Source organism: Streptomyces sp. NPDC041205 (assembly GCF_055591765.1).
In genome coordinates this window covers 599892-617790 of sequence record NZ_JBVIZH010000001.1, presented here as the reverse complement: position 1 = coordinate 617790, position 17899 = coordinate 599892, and the positions used below count along the sequence as shown (strand labels likewise).

The window sequence follows — 17899 nt, the reverse complement described above, 5'->3', positions numbered from 1 at the left end:
ATAGCCAGACCTGGAGGGGTCCGATGCCGTCGCCCAGACAGCCGCGCACGCGCCGCGGCGCACGCGTAGGAGCCGTGGCCGTCCTGGCCGCGCTCCTGGGAGCGCTGCTCCCGATGACCGCCGCGCACGCGAAACCGCGCACCGTGCAGGGCGGCAGGCTCGACTGGGGCATCAAGTCCTCCTTCCAGAGCTATGTCACCGGGCCCATCGCCAAGGGCAGTTGGAACCTCCGGGGCGGCGCGGCCACGGTCGGCGGCAGCCAGTTCCGCTTCCACTCGGCCAAGGGCTCCTACGACCCCGACACCGGCGCGTTCACCGCCGCGTTCTCCGGGGGAGTGCACTTCACCGGGCACAAGAAGGGCGGCTCGAACGCCCTCGACCTGACGATCAGCCGCCCCACGGTCAAGGTCTCCGGCGGCTCCGGCACGCTCCACGCCGACATGGTCAGCAAGGAGAAGGGCACCGGCAAGGTCACCTCGACCGCCCAGGTGCCGCTGGCCCGACTGAACGTCTCGGGCATCAACATGTTGGGCGGCACGGGCCCCATCGCCCTCACCGACCTGCCCGCCACGCTCACCTCGCAGGGCGCGAAGGCCTTCGCCGGGTACTACACGGCGGGCACCCGGCTCGACCCGGTGAGCCTGTCGACGGACCTGGTCGCGGGCTCCGGCGGTGCCGACAAGCCCGGCGGGTCCGACGGCGGGCGGTCGAAGAAGCCCGACGAGAAGAAGTCCGGGGCCGACGCGAAGAAGGACCGGGCCGCCGGGCGCATCGAGGACGCCGCCGTCGACTGGGGCGTGCGCCGCACCTTCCGCGAGTACGTCTCCGGGAGCATCGCCAAGGGCGAGTGGACGCTGTCGTCCGGTGCCGAGGACGGCGGCGCGCTGTTCCGCTTCCCCCAGGGCAAGGGCTCGTACGACGAGAAGAAGCGCACCCTGGCCGCGGACTTCGCCGGTGCCGTCCGCTTCACCGGCAAGCACGGGCTCGACATCCGGCTGAGCGAGGTCGCCGTCGGCGTGAAGGGCGGCGAGGGCACGCTGTACGCCGATGTCGACGGCGGGAAGTTCCGCAAGAAGAAGGCTCCGCTCGTCACCTTCGCGGCCGCCGGACTGAAGGACCTCAAGCCGCAAGACGGCCTCATCGCCGTCACCGAGGCCCCCGCGAAACTCACCGCCGACGGCGCCAAGGCGTTCGGCTCGATGTACAGGCCGGGCACCGCCATGGACCCCGTCTCGCTGGCCGTCGCCGTCGACGACCAGGCGCGACTGCCCGCGCTGCCGGACCTCGGCTCCGAACCCGGCCCGAAGAAGGCCGCGTCCGACGGGAAGCCGAAGACGTCCGCGAAGTCGGAGTCCGCCGCCGACGACTCAGCCGACTCCGACGACTCCGGCGGCTCGTCGAAGGCGCTCCCCCTCACGCTCGCCGCGGTCGCGGCGCTGCTAGTCGCGGCGGCGTTCGCGTTCCGCTTCGAACGCCGCCGCAGGGCGGCACGGGCGGCGTCCGCCGGGGGTGACGGGGGCGACGCCTCCGCGGACCCCGGGGGACCGACCGCCTGAACGGCATCCCGCCGCCCCGCCCGCGTATCCGCTTCCCCGTCCCCACCCATCCCCCCAACTCCCCACCCCCCCCACGCCCCGTTCACCCCATCCCCATCCCCATCCCTCTCCCTCCCCTCCCTTTCCCGAGGAGTACACAGACCATGGCAGTCACCCGTCGCCCCATAGCCCGCGCGGCCGCCGTCGCGACGGCCGTCGCCTTGGGCACCGCCGCGCTGGCCCTGCCCGCCGTCGCCGCCGACGCGCCTTCGGACGCCGCGTCCGGCGCACCCCGCGCGGCCGCCGAGCCGAAGGCGCCGACGGCCTTCACGATCACGGACGGCACCCTGGACTGGGGCTTGAAGGAGTCCTTCCGGAAGTACGTCACGGGCATGGCGCACGGCAAGATCACGGCCAGTGGCGGCGCCAAGCAGGCGCCGGACAACGGGGTGTTCACCTTCACCGGCGGCAAGGGCACGTACGAACTGGCGGACCACGCCCTGAAGGCCGCCTTCAAGGGCGCTGTGCGCTTCACCTCGACGCAGCACAAGTTCGACATCGCCATCGCGGACGTCAAGGTGCACACCCAGGGCAAGACGGGGGCGATCCAGGCCGACGTCACGCTCAACGGCGCCAAGCAGAACGACATCGACCTCGCGACCCTCGACCTCAGCGGGGTCCGCCCCGGGCAGGGCCAGGGCGGCGCGATGACGTTCAAGGACATCCCGACGGCGCTCACCGCCAAGGGCGCCAAGGCGTTCAACGGCATGTACCAGGCGGGTCAGGCGCTCGACCCGGCCACGCTGACGGTGAAGACCGGCGGCCCCGCCCCGCAGCCGAGCCCCACGCCGACGAAGCCGACGTCCAAGCCGACGAAGCCGACCTCGAAGCCCAAGCCCACGCCCACGAAGCCGACTTCGAAGCCGTCGCCCGGCACCGGCGGTCCGGCGGGCGGCAAGGTCGTCGGCGGCAAGCTGTCCTGGGGCCTGAAGGAGTCCTTCCGCCGCTACATCTCCACGGGCGGCAGCGTGCAGACGTCCGGCGGCGCGAAGAAGACCTCGTCCGGGTACGCCTTCCCGCACAGCAAGGCCTCCTGGAACGCCGGGGCCAAGAAGATCGACGCGTCCTTCGGCGGCAGCGTGCGGTTCCTGTACAAGGGCCACGGCATCGACATGAAGTTCAGCGACTTCAAGGTCAAGGCGCGCGGCAAGACCGGCACGCTGACCGTGGACGTGAAGGCCCAGGGCCGCACCAGCAACGACGTGAAGTTCGCGACCCTCGACCTCGCCCGCGCCTCCTACAAGGCGAAGGGTGACGTCGTCCTGCTCGGCAAGGTGCCCACGCGGCTCACGGCGGCGGGCGCCAAGCAGTTCGAGAGCGAGGCGGCCGGATCGCCGTACAAGAAGGGCGAGAAGCTCGACCCGATGACGGTCGCGCTCACCCTGTCCGCCGACGCCGACATCCCCGCTCCCGCGGGCGGCGCCGGTGACTCCGGATCGGGCGCCGACAGCGCGGCCGCCGGGGGCGGTTCGGTCGGCGGTGGCGGCAGCGTGGGCGGCGGCTCGGTCGGTGGTGGCTCGGTCGGCGGCGGCGGGTCGCTCGCCGCGACGGGGTCCAGCGCGCCCTCGGGTGCGCTGCTCGGCGCCGCGGGCGCGGTGGTCGTGGCCGGGGCCGGGGTCGTGTACGCGGCGCGGCGGAGGCACGACTTCCACCCGGGCCGCCACGCGTGAGCGACGTGGCGGGCGAGGTCGCGGTCGGCGGCGCGGGCCCGAGGGGCTGAACCGGCCGCACGGACCGTACCGACCGCACCGGCCGAACTGACGGCGGGTGCCCGGCGCTTGGCGCGCCGGGTGCCCGCCGTCGGGCGTGTGTACGGGTGTGGGGCACGTGATGCTTCAATGCCTGGGTGAACGCAGCGAACGAACATGGCACGCGCGACCCGCACGGCGCGCCGGACGGGCCGGGCACACGGGACGCGGTGAGCGCGTGGGGCGGGCCGGACACGCGGGACACGGCGGGCGTGCCCGACGTGCACCACGGCATCGACGTCCTGCGGGTCTTCTGCGCCCCGGACGGCCGGTACGGCAACGAGTTGGGCGTCGTACGGGACGGTTCACGGGTGCCCGAGCGGGCGGACCGGCAGGCGCTCGCCGCCAAACTCGGCTTCAGCGAGACGGTGTTCGTCGACGACCCCGAGCGCGGGGCCGTCGACATCTACACGCCCTCGACGCGGCTGCCGTTCGCCGGCTACCCGTGCGTCGGCGCGGCCTGGCTGCTCGACGTGCCCGAGCTGGTCACCGCCGCCGGGGTCGTCGAGGCCCACCAGGACGGGGAGTTCAGCTGGATCGTGGCGCGGGCCGACTGGGCGCAGGAGCGGACGCTGCGGCGGTACGCGTCGGCGGCGGAGGTGGAGGCGCTTCCGGTGCCGCCGGAGGGGGAGTGGATCTACGCCTGGGCGTGGGAGGACGAGGCCGCCGGGCGGGTGCGGGCGCGGGGGTTTCCCGGCCGTGGGGACGGGATCGTCGAGGACGAGGCGACGGGGGCGGCGGCCCTCGCGCTCACCCGGGAGCTGGGCCGCGCCCTGAACATCACCCAGGGCCGCGGCTCCCAACTCCTCACGGCCCCGGGCCTCGACGACTTCATCGAACTGGGCGGCCGGGTGACGTTCCCCCGGCCGCCGAGTCTCACTCTCTCCTGAGGGAGGCGCGGCTCAGGCCGAGAGCGGGAACTCGGCCCCGAGCTCCCGGAAGACCGCCGTGTTCAGGGCGAACGCCCGCTTGCACTCGTCCACGATGCGCTGCTTCTCCAGCTCGTCCGGCACGACCACGTCGAGGCCGTCGAGCAGTTCGCGGTAACTCCGCTTGAAGGCGGCGGGGTTGGCGATGCCCTCGAAGACGTAGAACCGGACGCCGTCGCCCTTGCGGTCGAAGCCCCAGGTCTTCTCGGCCTTGCCGCGGATGATCTGTCCGCCGGACAGGTCTCCCAGATAGCGCGTGTAGTGGTGGGCGACATAGCCGCCCGGCCAGGTGCGCGCGCACTCCTCGACCCGGGCCGCGTACGCCGCCGTGGCGGGCAGGGCCGTGAGGCCCGCGCGCCAGTCGGCGCCCCGCAGATGCGCGAGGTCCCGCTCCAGCTCGGCCACCCGGGCCAGCTCGGGCCGTATGAACGGTCCTGCCACCGGGTCGTCGCCTAGGGCCGCCGCGCCGTCCTCCAGCGCGCGGTACACGAACCACAGCTGTTCCGTGTACCGCGCGTACGCGCTCACGTCGAGGCGGCCGCCGAGCAGGTCGCTCATGAACGTCGACGACTCCGCCTCGGTGTGCTGTTCGTGGGACGCGGTGCGGATGAGCGTCGAGAACGTGGGGGGCTGAGTGATCGCCGTGTCCATGGGACCTCCGGAGCCGAAGAAGGGCGGGAAAGCGGTGTGGCCAGGACCGATCATCCAAGGTTAGGCTTACCTAAGTCAACTGGTTCCCGACATTCTGTCGGTAAAAACGCTACCCCGTTCCCCGTCGGGGATGCGTAAACGATCAAAAAGGGCCGCCCCGGGCGGCCCAGGGCGAACCTGGTCCGGCCGGGGCGGCCCCGGTTTCGGGCCTCGGCCCACGGTCACGGCAGCGTGAGGATCTCCGCGCCGGTCTCCGTCACCACCAGCGTGTGCTCGAACTGCGCCGTCCGCCTGCGGTCCTTGGTCACCACGGTCCAGCCGTCGTCCCACATGTCGTACTCGTGCGTGCCGAGCGTCAGCATCGGCTCGATCGTGAACGTCATGCCGGGCTGGATGACCGTCGTCGCGTGCGGGCTGTCGTAGTGCGGGACGATCAGGCCGGAGTGGAACGACGAGTTGATGCCGTGGCCGGTGAAGTCGCGCACGACGCCGTAGCCGAAGCGCTTGGCGTACGACTCGATGACCCGGCCGATGATGTTGATCTGGCGGCCGGGCTTGACGGCCTTGATGGCGCGGTTCAGGGACTCCCGGGTGCGCTCGACGAGGAGCCGCGACTCCTCGTCCACGTCGCCGACGAGGTACGTCGCGTTGTTGTCGCCGTGCACGCCGCCGATGTACGCCGTCACGTCCAGGTTGATGATGTCGCCGTCCTTCAGGACGGTGGAGTCGGGGATGCCGTGGCAGATGACCTCGTTGACCGAGCTGCACAGCGATTTCGGGAAGCCGCGGTAGCCGAGCGTCGAGGGGTACGCGCCGTGGTCGCACATGTACGCGTGCGCGATGCGGTCCAGCTCGTCGGTGGTCACCCCCGGCGCGATGGCCTTCGCGGCCTCCGCCATCGCGCGCGCGGCGATGCGGCCCGCGGTCCGCATCAGCTCGACGGTCTCCGGGGTCTGCACCTCCGGTCCGGTGTACGGGGTCGGCGCGGGCTTGCCGACGTACTCCGGGCGCCTGATGTTTCCGGGCACGGGGCGGGCGGGAGAGAGCTCCCCTGGTACGAGCAGTGACTGGCCAGACATGTCAGCGAGTCTAACGAGCGCCCGTGGGGCAGCATGGCGGGAGAGAGAGGAGCCGGACATGGCCCTGTTCAAGAAGCGGACCGTCGGCAAGCCGGGCGAGTGGTTCTACTGTCTGGAGCACCAGAAGGTCGAGGAGGGGCCGGAGTGTCCCGGTAAGGACCGCTTCGGTCCTTACGACTCCCGGGAGGAGGCCACCCGGGCGATGGAGACCGCCGCGGAGCGGAACCTTGAGTGGGACACCGATCCGCGGTGGCACGATTCCGCCGCGCGGGGCGAGGAGGACTGAGGGGCGGTTCTTCGTCTGCGGCCCGGTGGGGGGTGTTCCTGTCCCGCCGCTCCGCGGCGGATCTCTCCCACCCGCCCGCCCGTTTCCAGTCGACCGGACGGTGAGCGTCTCCCGCGGGGGTTTCCCGCCGTCGGCGGCTGCGGGTGAAGTCCCTGCCGCTGCCGCCGCTGTGGCTCATGCTCCCCCGGCCGGGGCGCCCCGACCTGCCTAGGCCGCGGCGGCAGCCGCTTCGCGGCGGAGTCGGGCGTCGGGGTCCGTCGACGCGTCGTACCGCAGGAGGGACGGCATCGCGGCGGCCAGCGCACCCACCGCGCCGACGCAGACGAGGCCACCGGACCAGATCGCCGGGCGCGTGCCGGACCAGCCCGCCGCCGCGCCCGCGCGGACCTGGCCGAGCTGCGGCCCGACGCTGTAGGAGAGGACCTCGATCCCGGCGAGCCGCCCCCGCAGCTCGTCGGGAATCGTCTGGTTCCAGATGGTGGACCGGGCAAGACCGCTCAGCATGTCGCCCGCCCCGGCCAGGGCCAGACAGCACAGCACCAGCCACACATTGCCGAGCACCCCGGCCAGCGTGATGGCGAGCCCCCACCCCGCCGCCCCGCACACCACGAGCACCCCGTGCCGCCGCACCCGCGACGTCCACCCACTGGTGAGGCTGAGGACGAGCGACCCCACGGCCCCGGCGGCGTACATCAGCCCGAGCGACCACTCGGCGTCCAGGTCGTCCGCCAGGAACGGGAAGATCGTGTTCGGGAAGGCGAACAGCATCGCCACCCCGTCGATGGCGTACGTACCGAGAAGCACGGGCCGCGACCACGCGTACCGCGCCCCCTCCGCGAGCCCCCGCAGCGACGGCTTCCGCGCCCCGTGCGTGGCGGGCGCGGGCGAGAGCCGGGCGCACAGGACCACGGACGCGGCGAACCCGACGACGGTGACGGCGTACGCGCTGGCGTGCCCGGCGTAGGCGACGACGACACCCGCGAGCGCGGGACCGGCGATCGCGCCGACGTTCCAGCGCAGCGAGTTCAGCGCGGCGGCGGCCGTGAGCTGGTCGTGCGGCACGATCTTGGCCATCAGCGAGTCGAGGGCGGGCCGCTGGAGCCCGGCGAGACCGGAGACACCGGCCGCGACGACGTACAGCGGCCACAGCATCGGCTCGGGCAGCAGCGCGTTCACGAACAGCACGAGCGCCAGCAGGCCGAGCGCCGCCTCGGTCAGCAGGATCACCTTGCGCCGGTCCACCGCGTCGGCGAGCGCCCCGCCGTACAGGCCGCAGACGATGAGCGGAATCAGCTCGACGGCGCCCATCGCGCCGACGGCGAGCGGCGAGTCGGTGAGGTGCTTGATCTGGAGCGGCAGGGCGATCATCGCCATGAAGCTGCCGAAGTAGGTGACCAGACCCTGCACCCAGAGAAGCCGGAAGTCGCGGGTGGAGTGCCAGGGGGAGAGGTCGGGCAGGATCGCGGCGGAACGTTTCACAAGAGGTCATGTTCAGCGGCGGGAGACGTACGGCGCAATCGATTTGTTCCCGGCCGGGCCCGCCCAGGGCTGAGCCGGGGCTCCGACCGAGCCCCGGCCGAGCCCCGGCCGGGTCCGGCCGCAGGCCCGCCCGCCCGGCCCGGCGCAGCCGCCCTCACCACCGCGCGGGCGGCGGCGCCGTCAGCTGGTCCGCCAGGCGCGAGAGCCGGTCGCGGACCCGGCGCCGCCCCCGCGGCGCGGGCAGGCTGTTCTCGCCCGCCGCCGCGCTCACCAGATGCTGGACCGTGTCCAGGTCGAGGCCCGCCGCGTCGGGCAGCGTCAGCGACTCGTGGGCGAGCGCTCCCAGATCGCCGTCGCGCTCCCCGAGCGCGAACACCGCGGCGCCCGCCCGCCGCGCGTCGTGCACCCGCGAGAGCAGCCCCGCCGGGGGCGCCGTGGGCGCCACCACGAGCAGCGTCTCCCCGCGCCGCGCCGCCTCGATCCGGCCGAGGCCCACCGAGAGCTGCGCGGGCGCGTCCGGGCGCGGCCGGTGCCGCACGAGCGTGGGCGTCAGCTCCGGCGTGCCGGACCAGGCGGCCTCGTCCACGAGGTGTGCGGCCAGGTGCCACGGCTCGTACTCCCGCGTTCCCACGAGCAGCAGGCCGCCGCCGTGCGGCACGACGCTGGCGCGCAGCGCGCCCGCGAAGCGGCGGGTGGCCCCCGGCCATTCGGTCCCGGCGAGAACTTCGCGCAGCAGCGCGACGCGTACGGCGTCCATGGGGGCGCATACTGCCTCAACGGGAGATTCGTCAGCGGGAGTTCACCGCGAATTCCCCCACGTTGGGGAAGGGGCACGGATGCCAGTGGAGACAGCTGAGACAACCGAGACCGTCGAGACGTCCGTTCCCTTCCGTGCGGGACGCGAGGGGTACGCGAGCTTCCGGATCCCCGCCGTGGTCGTGACGCACAGCGGCACGGTGCTCGCCTTCTGCGAGGGCCGCGTCGGCTCGCAGGAGGACTTCGGGAACATCGACGTGGTCCTGAAGCGGTCCGTGGACGGCGGCCGCACCTGGGGTCCGCTCCAGGTCGTCGGCGCCAACGGCACCGACCTCGCCGGGAACCCGGCCCCCGTCGTCCTCGACACCGGCCGGATCCTGCTCGTGCACGTCAGGAACGCCGCCGCGGCCACCGAGAACGCCATCCGGCGCGGCGAGGTGAGCGCCGCCGACGGCCGCCGCGTCTGGGTGCGGCACAGCGACGACGACGGCCTCACCTGGTCCGCGCCGCGCGAGATCACCAAGCAGACGAAGAAGACCTCCTGGCGCTGGTACGCGACCACGCCCGGCCACGCCATCCAGCTGACCGGCGGCCGCGTCGTCGTCCCCGCCAACCACTCCCTGCCGCCCACCGGCACGGACAACGGCACCGAGGGCAGGTACAACGGCGGGCACTGCCTGCTCAGCGACGACCGCGGCCAGAACTGGCGCATCGGGTACGTCGACGACAACACCAACGGCTACATCAACGTCAACGAGACCACCGCCGCCGAACTCCCCGACGGCCGCGTCTACTTCAACACCCGCAACGACTCCCCGGCCCCCGGCACCCGCGCCGACGCCCACTCCCACGACGGCGGCCAGAGCCTCGCCAAGCCGTTCCGGCCCCAGTCCTGCCTCACCGGCCCCGTCGTCGAGGCCAGCGTGCTGCAGCTCGTCGACCCGGACCTGCTGCTGTACTCCGGGCCCGCCGACCCCGGCTTCCGCGCGCAGATGAGCATCCGCAAGAGCCACGACGGCGGCACCACCTGGCACCCCGCCCACACCGTCGACGGGCTGCCCGCCGGATACTCCGACCTCGTCCGCCTCGACGAGGACGCGGTCGGCCTCCTGTACGAGACGGGGGACTTCAGCGCGTACGAGACCATCACCTTCCGGCGCGTGCCGCTGCACCGGCTGGACTGAGCGCGGTCGGCCGGGGCGGGCGCCCGGCACGGACGTAAGGTCTGACCATGACTTCCACGGAAAGTGTGCAGAAGGCGCCCGCGAAGGACCCCTGGGACCTGCCCGACGTGTCCGGGCTCGTCGTGGGCGTGCTCGGCGGCACCGGCGACCAGGGCCGCGGGCTCGCCTACCGCCTCGCCCGCGCCGGCCAGAAGGTGATCATCGGCTCCCGCGCCGCCGAGCGCGCCGCCGCCGCGGCCGGTGAACTCGGCCTCGGCGTCGAGGGCCTGGACAACGCGGAGTGCGCCCGGCGCAGCGACATCGTGATCATCGCGGTGCCGTGGGACGGGCACGCCAAGACCCTTCAAGCGCTGCGCACGGAGCTCGCGGGCAAGCTCGTCGTCGACTGCGTCAACCCGCTCGGCTTCGACAAGAAGGGCGCGTACGCCCTGAAGCCCGAGGAGGGCAGCGCCGCCGAGCAGGCCGCCGCGCTCCTTCCCGAGTCCCGGGTCACCGCCGCCTTCCACCACCTCTCCGCCGTGCTCCTCCAGGACGAGTCCATCGAGGAGATCGACACCGACGTGATGGTGCTCGGCGAGAGCCGCGCCGACACGGACCTCGTGCAGGCCCTCGCGGCCCGCATCCCCGGCATGCGCGGCGTCTTCGCGGGCCGTCTGCGCAACGCCCACCAGGTGGAGTCCCTGGTCGCCAACCTGATCTCGGTCAACCGGCGCTACAAGGCGCACGCGGGCCTTCGCGTCACCGACGTGTAGCCACCGCGTTCCCGCGGGCGCGGGGCATGGGGGACACTGGTGCGGTACGTCCGCCGGATCGCCGCACCAGGAGCCGCACCCCATGCCCCGCCTCGCTCTGTACGCCCTCGTCGTCTGCGTCCTGTCCGTCGCCGCCGCCGTGGTCGCCTTCGCGCAGGGCAGCCTGCTCGGCATCGTGTGGGTGCTGCTCGCCGGGCTCTCGTCCAACATGACCTGGTACTACGCCCGCCGGGCCAAGGCGCTGCGGCAGCGCGGCGGGGCGGCCTCCGCCAACCGTTGATCGCCTTCGCCAGCCGTTGACAGCCCTCGCTAGCCGTTGATCACGGGGATGTCCGGGGTGCCCTGCCAGAAGCGGTAGAGGCGCTGGCCCCAGTAGGTGTCCCAGTCGGTGACGCCGAGGCCGCGCAGGATCGCGTCCACCGCGTCGAAGAACATGTCGTTGACCTCCGGGATCCACAGGATGCCGAAGACCGCGAGCAGCCCGAACGGGGCGAACGGCTCCACCTGGCGGCGGATGTTGTACGAAAGCCACGGCTCGATCACCCCGTAGCCGTCCAGGCCCGGGATCGGCAGGAAGTTCAGGATCGCCGCCGTCACCTGGAGCAGGGCCAGGAACCCGAGCGCGTACCGGAACGTGTCCGGGACGCCGTCCAGGGCGTCCAGCCAGAACGGCGCGGTGCACACGACCGCGAACAGGACGTTCGTCAGCGGACCCGCCGCCGAGATCAGGCTGTGCCGCCACCTTCCCTGGATGCGGCCGCGCTCGATGAACACGGCGCCGCCGGGCAGGCCGATACCGCCCATGATCACGAACAGCACGGGCAGGACGATGCTCAGCAGCGCGTGCGTGTACTTCAGCGGGTTCAGGGTGAGATAGCCCTTCGCGCCGATGGAGATGTCGCCGCTGTGCAGGGCGGTGCGGGCGTGCGCGTACTCGTGCAGGCACAGCGAGACGATCCAGGCCGCCGTCACGAACAGGAAGACGGCGAAGCCCGGGTTGTCCGCGAACCCGGTCCAGGCCGCCCAGCCCGAGGCCGCGGCGACCGCGGCGATCCCTAGGAAGACCGGGCTGACCCGGCGGTCGCTCCGGGTGGGGGCGGTGGTCATGGTGCTCCTTCGTCCGCGGAACGGGGTGCCGTTGCTGCTGGAGGCTACCTGTCGGGGGCGGCATCAGGGGGTTGCTGTCCTTTCGCCCTCTGTCCGGTTCGTGGGGCGGGGCCGTGCCGGTATGTCCGTGCTCGCGTGTGTGTCGTCGTCGACAGTTTCTGTGCGCTCGTCGTGGTGGGCCGAGCTGCGCGCGGACATACCGGCACGTCCCCTCCGGTTCGTTGGCGGGGATCGGTCCGGTGGGGGTTCCTCATTCGGCCAACGGTTCGGTGGGGGTTTCCCGTTCGGCCATCGGTTCGGTGGGGCCGGGCGTTCGGTCTTCGGTCCGGTGGGGGTTCCCCGTTCGGCCATCGGTTCGGTGGGGGCGGCGGCCACTGTCCGCCCCACCCTGTGGGCAGCTGGGCCGCCAGGGGCGATGGGGGTCCCCTGCTCGAGCGGAGCCGAGAGCTTGGGGGAGGGTGGGCACAGCCCACGGCCGACGGCGCCCGCGACGTGGGGGTACTTTGTCCGGCCCCCGGCCGGTGGGGCTTCCTCGTGACGGGGGACGGGGCGGTGTGTGGGCGGGGGACAATGGGCGCGTGCGCTATCGCGTCCTCGGAGTGACCCGGGCCCTGCGCCCCGACGGCACCACGGTGCCCGTCGGCGGCGCGCGCCTGCGTGCCCTCCTCGCGGCGCTCGCCCTGCGCCCGGGCCGCGCCGTCCCCGCGGCCGTCCTCGTCGACCAGGTGTGGGGCACCGCACCCCCGGCCGACGCCCCCGCCGCCCTGCAGGCCCTGGTCGGCCGGCTGCGGCGTGCGCTCGGCGCCGACGCCGTGGCCTCCGCCGAGGGTGGCTACCACCTGTGCGCCACCCCCGACGACGTCGACGCCCACCGTTTCGAGCGCCTGGTCGGCGAAGGCACCCGCGCCCTCGCCGACGGCGACCCGGCCAGGGCCGCCGCCCTCCTCGACGACGCCCTCGGCCTCTGGCACGGCGACCCCTTCACCGACCTGCCGGACCACACGGCGGAAGCCGCCCGCTGGTCCGCGCGCCGACTCGACGCCCTGCGCGCCCGGTTCACCGCCGCCCTCCTCCTCGGGCAGGCCGAGTCCGCGCTCCCCGAACTCACCGCCCTGTGCGACGCCCACCCGCTGGACGAGCCCCTCCAGGCCCTGCGCCTGCGCGCCCTGCGCGACGTCGGCCGCGCGGCGGAGGCCTTGGCCGCCTACGAAGGCGTACGCCGCACCCTCGCCGACCGCCTCGGCGCCGACCCCGGGCCCGAACTGCGTTCCCTGTATGGGGAGTTGCTTCGGCCCTCGGGGGGTGAGGTCGCGTCGAGCGGTGGGTTGGGCGGGGTCGGTCCGGCCGACGCGAGTCCGGTGTCGGCCGTCGTGCCTGCCGCAGGAGGCAGCCCCATCGGCGTCGGCTCCGACATGGGCATGGGCAGTTCCAGCCGTGCCACGGGCGCCTTCACCGGTGCCGACTCCGGCATGGACGCCCGGGGTACGGACACCCGCCCCGGCGTCAGCCCCGCCCCGGGCAACCTCCGCGCCCGCCTCACCTCCTTCGTCGGGCGTACGGGGGACATCGACACCATCCGGGACGATCTGGGTCGCGCGCGGCTCGTGACGCTCACCGGGCCCGGCGGCGCCGGTAAGACGCGGCTGTCGCAGGAGGCCGCGGAGACGGTGGGCGACGCCGCGCCGGACGGCGTGTGGCTCGCCGAACTCGCGCCCGTGGACGACCCCGACGACGTACCGGAAGCCGTCCTCACCGCCCTCGGCGCCCGCGAGACCGTGCTGCGCGGCGCGGGCGCCGAAGAGTTGCGGGCCGCCGCCGAGCGGCACGCCGACGACCCGATGGTGCGCCTCGCCGAGCACTGCGGCCCGCTCCGCATGCTGCTCGTCCTCGACAACTGCGAGCACGTCATCGACGCCGCCGCCCGCCTCGCCGAGCGGCTCCTCGCCGAGTGCCCCGGGCTCACCGTCCTCGCCACCAGCCGCGAACCCCTCGGCGTACCGGGCGAGTTGGTCCGCCCCGTCGAACCGCTCCCGGAACCCTTCGCCCTGCGCCTGCTCGCCGACCGCGGCGCCGCCGCGCGGCCCGGCTTCCGCATCGACGACGACGCCCGCGCCGCCGCCGAGATCTGCCACCGCCTCGACGGCCTTCCGCTCGCCATCGAACTGGCCGCGGCCCGGCTGCGCATGCTCACCCCGCGCCAGATCGCCGACCGCCTCGACGACCGCTTCCGGCTCCTGACCAGCGGCTCCCGTACCGTCCTGCCGCGCCAGCAGACACTGCGCGCCGTCGTGGACTGGTCCTGGGACCTCCTCGACCACGCCGAGCGCGCCGTCCTGCGCCGCCTCTCGGTCTTCGCGGGCGGCTGCGACCTCGCGGCAGCCGAGGCCGTCTGCGCGGGAGGAGAGTCAGGGGGAGGGGTAGGGGGGTCGTTCCTGGGGGAGTCGGGTTGTGAGGGGGCTCGCGGTTGTGTGGACCGGCGCGACATCGCCGGCATTCTCGGTTCCCTCGTCGACAAGTCCCTCGTCGTCGCCGCTCCCGCCGCCCACGGCGACGTGATGCGCTACCGGCTCCTGGAGACCGTCTCCGAGTACGCCGGGGAGCGGCTCGACGAGGCGGGGGAGCGGGCCGGGGTGACCCGGGCGCACCTCGTCCACTTCCGGGAGTTCGCCCGCGTCACCGACCCGGCGCTGCGCCGCCGCGGGCAGCGCGAGGCGATCGCGGCGTTCGAGGCGGAGTACGAGAACCTGCGCACCGCGCTGCGCCACGCCGTCGCCGCACGCGACGAGCAGGAGGCGCTGTGCCTGGTCCTGTCCCTGTCGTGGTTCTGGCTGATCCGTGATCTGCGACAGGAGGTGCGGAACTGGTCCCGGGAGGTCCTTGCCCTCGGCCCCGACCCGTTCGCGGGCCCCGTCACGCCCGCCGCGCCGCTGTACGGGCGCTGCACCGACATCCCGCCCCCGCTGACGGGCGAACTCCTCCAGGAGGCGCGCCGCGGTGTGCACCTCATCCAGCTGTCCTGCATGGACATGGACCCGGTGGGCTGGCACACCCCGGAGGCCGACCGGAAGCTGCGCGCGATCCGGGACACCTACCGGCCGGGCCTGCCGCAGACCTGCCGGAGCCCGGGCAACCTGTGGTTCTTCGCCGTCCTGATGACGGGGGACGCCGACCGGCTGCGCCAGGTCACCGACGCGACCGTCGCCGCCTGCCGCGAGTTGGGCCTCGACTGGGAGCTGGCCGCCGCCCTCCAGCAGCGCGCCAACATCCTCGCCAACCGCTCCGACTGGGCGGGCGACGCCGTCGCCGACGCGGACGAGGCCCTGGCGATCTGCACCCGCATCGGTGACTCCTTCGGCGCGGCCGAGGCGCTGTCGTCGCGCGGCGAGGCCCATGAACGGCGCGGTGCGTACCTGCTCGCGGCCGACGACTTCCAGGCCGCCACGGAGCACGCCCAGGCGGTCGGCGCGCGGGCCCAGGTGTCGCTGCTGACCGCCCGGCTCGGCACGGTGCTCATCGAGGCGGGGCAGGAGGAGCGCGGCGAGGCTCTGCTGCGGCAGGTGATCGACGACAGCGGCAGCCGGCTGAACGGGGCGCTGCCCGCCGCCCGGCTCTTCCTCGTCAGCCTGCTCGGGCGGACCGGCCGGGCCCGGGAGGCGCGCGAGCAACTGGTGACCCTGCGCGAGGAGTTCGCGGTCTTCGGCTTCGCCCTCTTCGAGGGCTTCCTGCTCGGCGCGCACGCCTGGCTCGACACCCTCGACGGCCAGTACGAGCGTGGGCTCGGCCGCGCCCTCGGAGCCGTGGAGAAGGCCGCCGAGCCGTTGGCGCAGATCGTCGCCCCGCAGTTGCTCTCCGTCCATCTGGCGACCGTGGCCCGCGCGCTCGCCTGCCACGACACCGGCCGCGCGGCGGACGCCGCCCGGCTGCTCGCCGTGGCCGACTCCCGGCTGCCGTCCGGTCATGTCCCGGTCGCCATGGAGCGGGAGATCCGCGGCGCCGCCGAGCGGACGGTCCGCGCGCTGCTCGGCGACGCGGACTACGCCGCCGCGTACGCCGAAGGCGACGGCCGCTCCTGGGAGGAAGCCGTCGCCTCGGCGGGACTGTGACCGCGGGCCGCGCCCCGGCGGCCCCGGACCGCGCTCGGGCGCGGCGTGCGCGTCACGTCTTGGTGCGGAACTTGTGGATCGCGATCGGCGCCATCACGCCGGTCAGGACCACCGACCAGATGAGCGTCACCCACACGTCGTGGGCGACCGGCAGGCCGCCGTTCATCAGGCCGCGGGCGGCGTCGGCGAGCGACGACAGCGGGTTGTAGTCCGTGAACGCCTGGAGCCAGCCGGGCATGGACTCCGTCGGCGCGAAGATGGACGAGCCGAACTGCAGCGGCATCAGGACCAGGAAGCCCATGCCCTGGATGGCCTGGGCGCTCTTCATGACGACACCCATGGTGAGGAAGATCCACATCAGGCCCACGCCGAAGGCCATGGCGAGGCCGATGGACGCGATCAGACCCGGGATGCTCTCCACGGAGAAGCCGATGATCAGGGCCACGACCAGCAGGATCGCCGTGGCGACCAGCATGCGGAGCAGCTCGACCACGATCTTGGCGATCATCACCGAGGAGCGGCCGATGGGCAGCGACCGGAAGCGGTCCATGACACCGGTCTGGAAGTCCTGGTTGAAGCCGGTGCCCACACCCATGGCCATGTTCATCCCCATCATGGCCATCAGGCCGGGGATCACGTACTGCACGTACTCGTCGCGGCCGCCGCCGAGGGCCTGGCCCACGGAGCCGCCGAAGACGTACACGAACAGCAGGGTGAAGACGATCGGCATCAGGACGGCGTCGAACATCGACTCCATGTCCTGCTTGATCCACAGCAGGTTGCGGCGGACCAGCGCGCTGGTGTGGCGCGCATGGGCGCGCAGGCCGATCCGGGTGTCGGGCTCGGCCTTGGGCGCGGGCCGCTCCTGCGCGGGCGGCGTGGAGGGCGCCTTGACGGTGGTGGTGCTCATGCGGCGACCCCCTCGAGATCGTCGGCCTTCGTGGCCGTGGAGTCCAGCGACTCACTGGTCTTGTGACCGGTGAGGGACAGGAACACCTCGTCCAGGCTGGGCAGTTCGGTGGCGATGTCGGAGAGCGTGATGCCGCGCGCGGTGAGCGCGCCCACGACCGCCGTGAGCTGTTCGTCGCTGAGGATCGGCACCAGGACCGTGCCGGTCTCGGCGTCCACCGTGGTCGTGGCGAGGCCCGTGAGGCCCGCCTCGTCGAGCGCGGTGGCCGTGGGGCGCAGCTGCGCCGGGTCGGCCGGGCGGATGCGCAGGGTGCGGCCGCCGACCTTCGCCTTGAGCTCCTCGATGCCGCCGTTGGCGATGACCTTGCCGCGGTCGATGACCGTCAGCTCGCTGGCGAGCTGCTCGGCCTCTTCCATGTACTGCGTGGTCAGCAGGACGGTCACGCCGTCGCCGACCATGCGCTTGACCTCTTCCCAGACCTCGTTGCGCGTGCGCGGGTCGAGGCCGGTCGTCGGCTCGTCCAGGAACAGCACGGCCGGGCTGCCGATCATCGACGCCGCCAGGTCGAGCCGGCGGCGCATGCCTCCGGAGTACGTCTTGGCGGGCCTGCGGGCGGCCTCGGTGAGCGAGAAGCGCTCCAGCAGGCCGTCGGCGCGCGAGCGGGCCTCCTTGCGGGGCAGGTCGAGCAGCCGCCCGATCATGTAGAGGTTGTCCCAGCCGGTCAGCTTCTCGTCCACCGACGCGTACTGACCGGTGAGGCCTATCACGCGGCGCAGCTGGCGCGGCTGGCGCAGCACGTCGTACCCCGCGACGAAGGCGCTGCCGGAGTCGGGTGTGATGAGCGTGGAGAGGCAGCGTACGAGTGTGGTCTTGCCGGCGCCGTTGGGTCCGAGGACGCCGAGGACCGTTCCCTCGCGGACGTCCACATCGACGCCGTCCAGCGCCTTGGTCTCGCCGTAGTGCTTGACCAGCCCCCGTACCGAAACGGCGCTCGCGGCGCCGTCCGCTCCCCGTTGGGGCTTGTTGTCGATTTCTGTCATGCCGTACATGAGAGCAGGTGCCACCGACAATCCACCGACAGCCGACCGACAGGAGCGGGAGCGGGGGGTGGCCGGTGAGCGGCCGCCCTCATGGACGGGTGCGGAGGAACCGCCGCGAAGCGGTGCGAGCTGCCCGCCAGGCGCGGTGGCGCGATATCGACGGTAGCTACCCGGACAGGCCGGGAGGAGGCGGGCAGCCCGCCGACGGGGGACGGTCGGCGGGCTGCCGTTGGTGCCGCGATGGTTCCGTCGGCCGCGGCTCCCGGGGCACGTCGTGCCG

General features: G+C 73.2%; 15 protein-coding genes. 8 read left to right on the top strand and 7 right to left on the bottom strand.

Annotated features, from left to right (window positions below):
• The first annotated feature begins 23 nt into the window (after positions 1-23).
• The 3 genes from ACZ6BG_RS02760 (at position 24) to ACZ6BG_RS02750 (ending at position 4233) form a co-directional block, all read left to right on the top strand.
• Positions 24-1556, top strand: a complete 1533-nt coding sequence (locus tag ACZ6BG_RS02760; protein ID WP_468996016.1) for an HtaA domain-containing protein — start codon at positions 24-26, stop codon at positions 1554-1556.
• A gap of 143 nt (positions 1557-1699) precedes the next feature.
• A complete protein-coding gene (locus tag ACZ6BG_RS02755) occupies positions 1700-3265 on the top strand; it encodes an HtaA domain-containing protein (RefSeq protein WP_468996013.1) in 1566 nt (521 codons plus the stop codon).
• A gap of 311 nt (positions 3266-3576) precedes the next feature.
• The gene (locus ACZ6BG_RS02750) at positions 3577-4233 is read left to right on the top strand and encodes a PhzF family phenazine biosynthesis protein (protein WP_468997871.1); all 657 of its coding nucleotides are present in this window, start codon (positions 3577-3579) and stop codon (positions 4231-4233) included.
• A 12-nt stretch (positions 4234-4245) separates the two neighbouring features.
• Here ACZ6BG_RS02750 and ACZ6BG_RS02745 read toward each other — a convergent pair whose 3' ends face one another.
• Positions 4246-4923 (bottom strand): biliverdin-producing heme oxygenase, encoded by a 678-nt coding sequence (locus ACZ6BG_RS02745; RefSeq protein ID WP_468996008.1) that lies wholly within the window; start codon positions 4921-4923, stop codon positions 4246-4248.
• A 221-nt stretch (positions 4924-5144) separates the two neighbouring features.
• Positions 5145-6002 (bottom strand): type I methionyl aminopeptidase, encoded by an 858-nt coding sequence (map, locus tag ACZ6BG_RS02740; RefSeq protein WP_468480977.1) that lies wholly within the window; start codon positions 6000-6002, stop codon positions 5145-5147.
• A gap of 58 nt (positions 6003-6060) precedes the next feature.
• On the opposite strand from map, the gene ACZ6BG_RS02735 reads away from it, so the two are divergent.
• Complete coding sequence (locus ACZ6BG_RS02735; protein ID WP_468995997.1) at positions 6061-6288, top strand: hypothetical protein; 228 nt, start codon at positions 6061-6063, stop codon at positions 6286-6288.
• Positions 6289-6495: 207 nt separating this feature from the next.
• On the opposite strand, the gene ACZ6BG_RS02730 is transcribed toward ACZ6BG_RS02735, so the two are convergent.
• Together ACZ6BG_RS02730 and ACZ6BG_RS02725 are read right to left on the bottom strand one after the other, a co-directional pair.
• A complete protein-coding gene (locus ACZ6BG_RS02730; RefSeq protein WP_468995993.1) occupies positions 6496-7767 on the bottom strand; it encodes an MFS transporter in 1272 nt (423 codons plus the stop codon).
• Positions 7768-7921: 154 nt separating this feature from the next.
• On the bottom strand, positions 7922-8524 hold the full coding sequence (locus ACZ6BG_RS02725) for a hypothetical protein (RefSeq protein WP_468995988.1): 603 nt from the start codon (positions 8522-8524) through the stop codon (positions 7922-7924).
• Between the two features lie 79 nt (positions 8525-8603).
• On the opposite strand from ACZ6BG_RS02725, the gene ACZ6BG_RS02720 reads away from it, so the two are divergent.
• The 3 genes from ACZ6BG_RS02720 to ACZ6BG_RS02710 all read left to right on the top strand — a co-directional run bounded on the left by ACZ6BG_RS02720 (position 8604) and on the right by ACZ6BG_RS02710 (position 10739).
• Positions 8604-9707 (top strand): sialidase family protein, encoded by a 1104-nt coding sequence (locus tag ACZ6BG_RS02720; protein WP_468995984.1) that lies wholly within the window; start codon positions 8604-8606, stop codon positions 9705-9707.
• Positions 9708-9754: 47 nt separating this feature from the next.
• On the top strand, positions 9755-10459 hold the full coding sequence (gene npdG, locus ACZ6BG_RS02715) for an NADPH-dependent F420 reductase (RefSeq protein WP_468995978.1): 705 nt from the start codon (positions 9755-9757) through the stop codon (positions 10457-10459).
• 82 nt (positions 10460-10541) lie between these two features.
• On the top strand, positions 10542-10739 hold the full coding sequence (locus tag ACZ6BG_RS02710; RefSeq protein ID WP_468995973.1) for a hypothetical protein: 198 nt from the start codon (positions 10542-10544) through the stop codon (positions 10737-10739).
• 29 nt (positions 10740-10768) lie between these two features.
• On the opposite strand, the gene ACZ6BG_RS02705 is transcribed toward ACZ6BG_RS02710, so the two are convergent.
• Positions 10769-11566 carry a site-2 protease family protein gene (locus ACZ6BG_RS02705; RefSeq protein WP_468995969.1) on the bottom strand — a complete coding sequence of 266 codons (798 nt, stop codon included), beginning with the start codon at positions 11564-11566 and terminating at the stop codon, positions 10769-10771.
• Positions 11567-12144: 578 nt separating this feature from the next.
• On the opposite strand from ACZ6BG_RS02705, the gene ACZ6BG_RS02700 reads away from it, so the two are divergent.
• Positions 12145-15669, top strand: coding sequence for an AfsR/SARP family transcriptional regulator (locus ACZ6BG_RS02700; RefSeq protein ID WP_468995965.1), 3525 nt, complete (start codon positions 12145-12147; stop codon positions 15667-15669).
• A gap of 52 nt (positions 15670-15721) precedes the next feature.
• Here the strand turns inward: ACZ6BG_RS02700 and ACZ6BG_RS02695 are convergent, their stop codons facing one another.
• Both ACZ6BG_RS02695 and ACZ6BG_RS02690 read right to left on the bottom strand, forming a co-directional pair.
• Positions 15722-16579: an ABC transporter permease gene (locus tag ACZ6BG_RS02695; RefSeq protein WP_468995959.1), complete on the bottom strand. Its 858-nt coding sequence runs from the start codon at positions 16577-16579 to the stop codon at positions 15722-15724.
• The gene (locus tag ACZ6BG_RS02690; protein ID WP_468995955.1) at positions 16576-17619 is read right to left on the bottom strand and encodes an ATP-binding cassette domain-containing protein; all 1044 of its coding nucleotides are present in this window, start codon (positions 17617-17619) and stop codon (positions 16576-16578) included. The genes ACZ6BG_RS02695 and ACZ6BG_RS02690 overlap by 4 nt, the downstream gene beginning before the upstream one ends.
• Positions 17620-17899: the final 280 nt, after the last annotated feature.

Bases quoted from the DNA above. Each gene is read 5' to 3' on its own strand.
- ACZ6BG_RS02760 (WP_468996016.1), top strand. From the start codon at position 24: ATGCCGTCGCCCAGACAGCCGCGCACGCGCCGCGGCGCACGCGTAGGA.
- ACZ6BG_RS02755 (WP_468996013.1), top strand. From the start codon at position 1,700: ATGGCAGTCACCCGTCGCCCCATAGCCCGCGCGGCCGCCGTCGCGACG.
- ACZ6BG_RS02745 (WP_468996008.1), bottom strand. From the start codon at position 4,923: ATGGACACGGCGATCACTCAGCCCCCCACGTTCTCGACGCTCATCCGC.
- map (WP_468480977.1), bottom strand. From the start codon at position 6,002: ATGTCTGGCCAGTCACTGCTCGTACCAGGGGAGCTCTCTCCCGCCCGC.
- ACZ6BG_RS02735 (WP_468995997.1), top strand. From the start codon at position 6,061: ATGGCCCTGTTCAAGAAGCGGACCGTCGGCAAGCCGGGCGAGTGGTTC.
- ACZ6BG_RS02725 (WP_468995988.1), bottom strand. From the start codon at position 8,524: ATGGACGCCGTACGCGTCGCGCTGCTGCGCGAAGTTCTCGCCGGGACC.
- ACZ6BG_RS02720 (WP_468995984.1), top strand. From the start codon at position 8,604: ATGCCAGTGGAGACAGCTGAGACAACCGAGACCGTCGAGACGTCCGTT.
- npdG (WP_468995978.1), top strand. From the start codon at position 9,755: ATGACTTCCACGGAAAGTGTGCAGAAGGCGCCCGCGAAGGACCCCTGG.
- ACZ6BG_RS02710 (WP_468995973.1), top strand. From the start codon at position 10,542: ATGCCCCGCCTCGCTCTGTACGCCCTCGTCGTCTGCGTCCTGTCCGTC.
- ACZ6BG_RS02705 (WP_468995969.1), bottom strand. From the start codon at position 11,566: ATGACCACCGCCCCCACCCGGAGCGACCGCCGGGTCAGCCCGGTCTTC.
- ACZ6BG_RS02695 (WP_468995959.1), bottom strand. From the start codon at position 16,579: ATGAGCACCACCACCGTCAAGGCGCCCTCCACGCCGCCCGCGCAGGAG.
- ACZ6BG_RS02690 (WP_468995955.1), bottom strand. From the start codon at position 17,619: ATGACAGAAATCGACAACAAGCCCCAACGGGGAGCGGACGGCGCCGCG.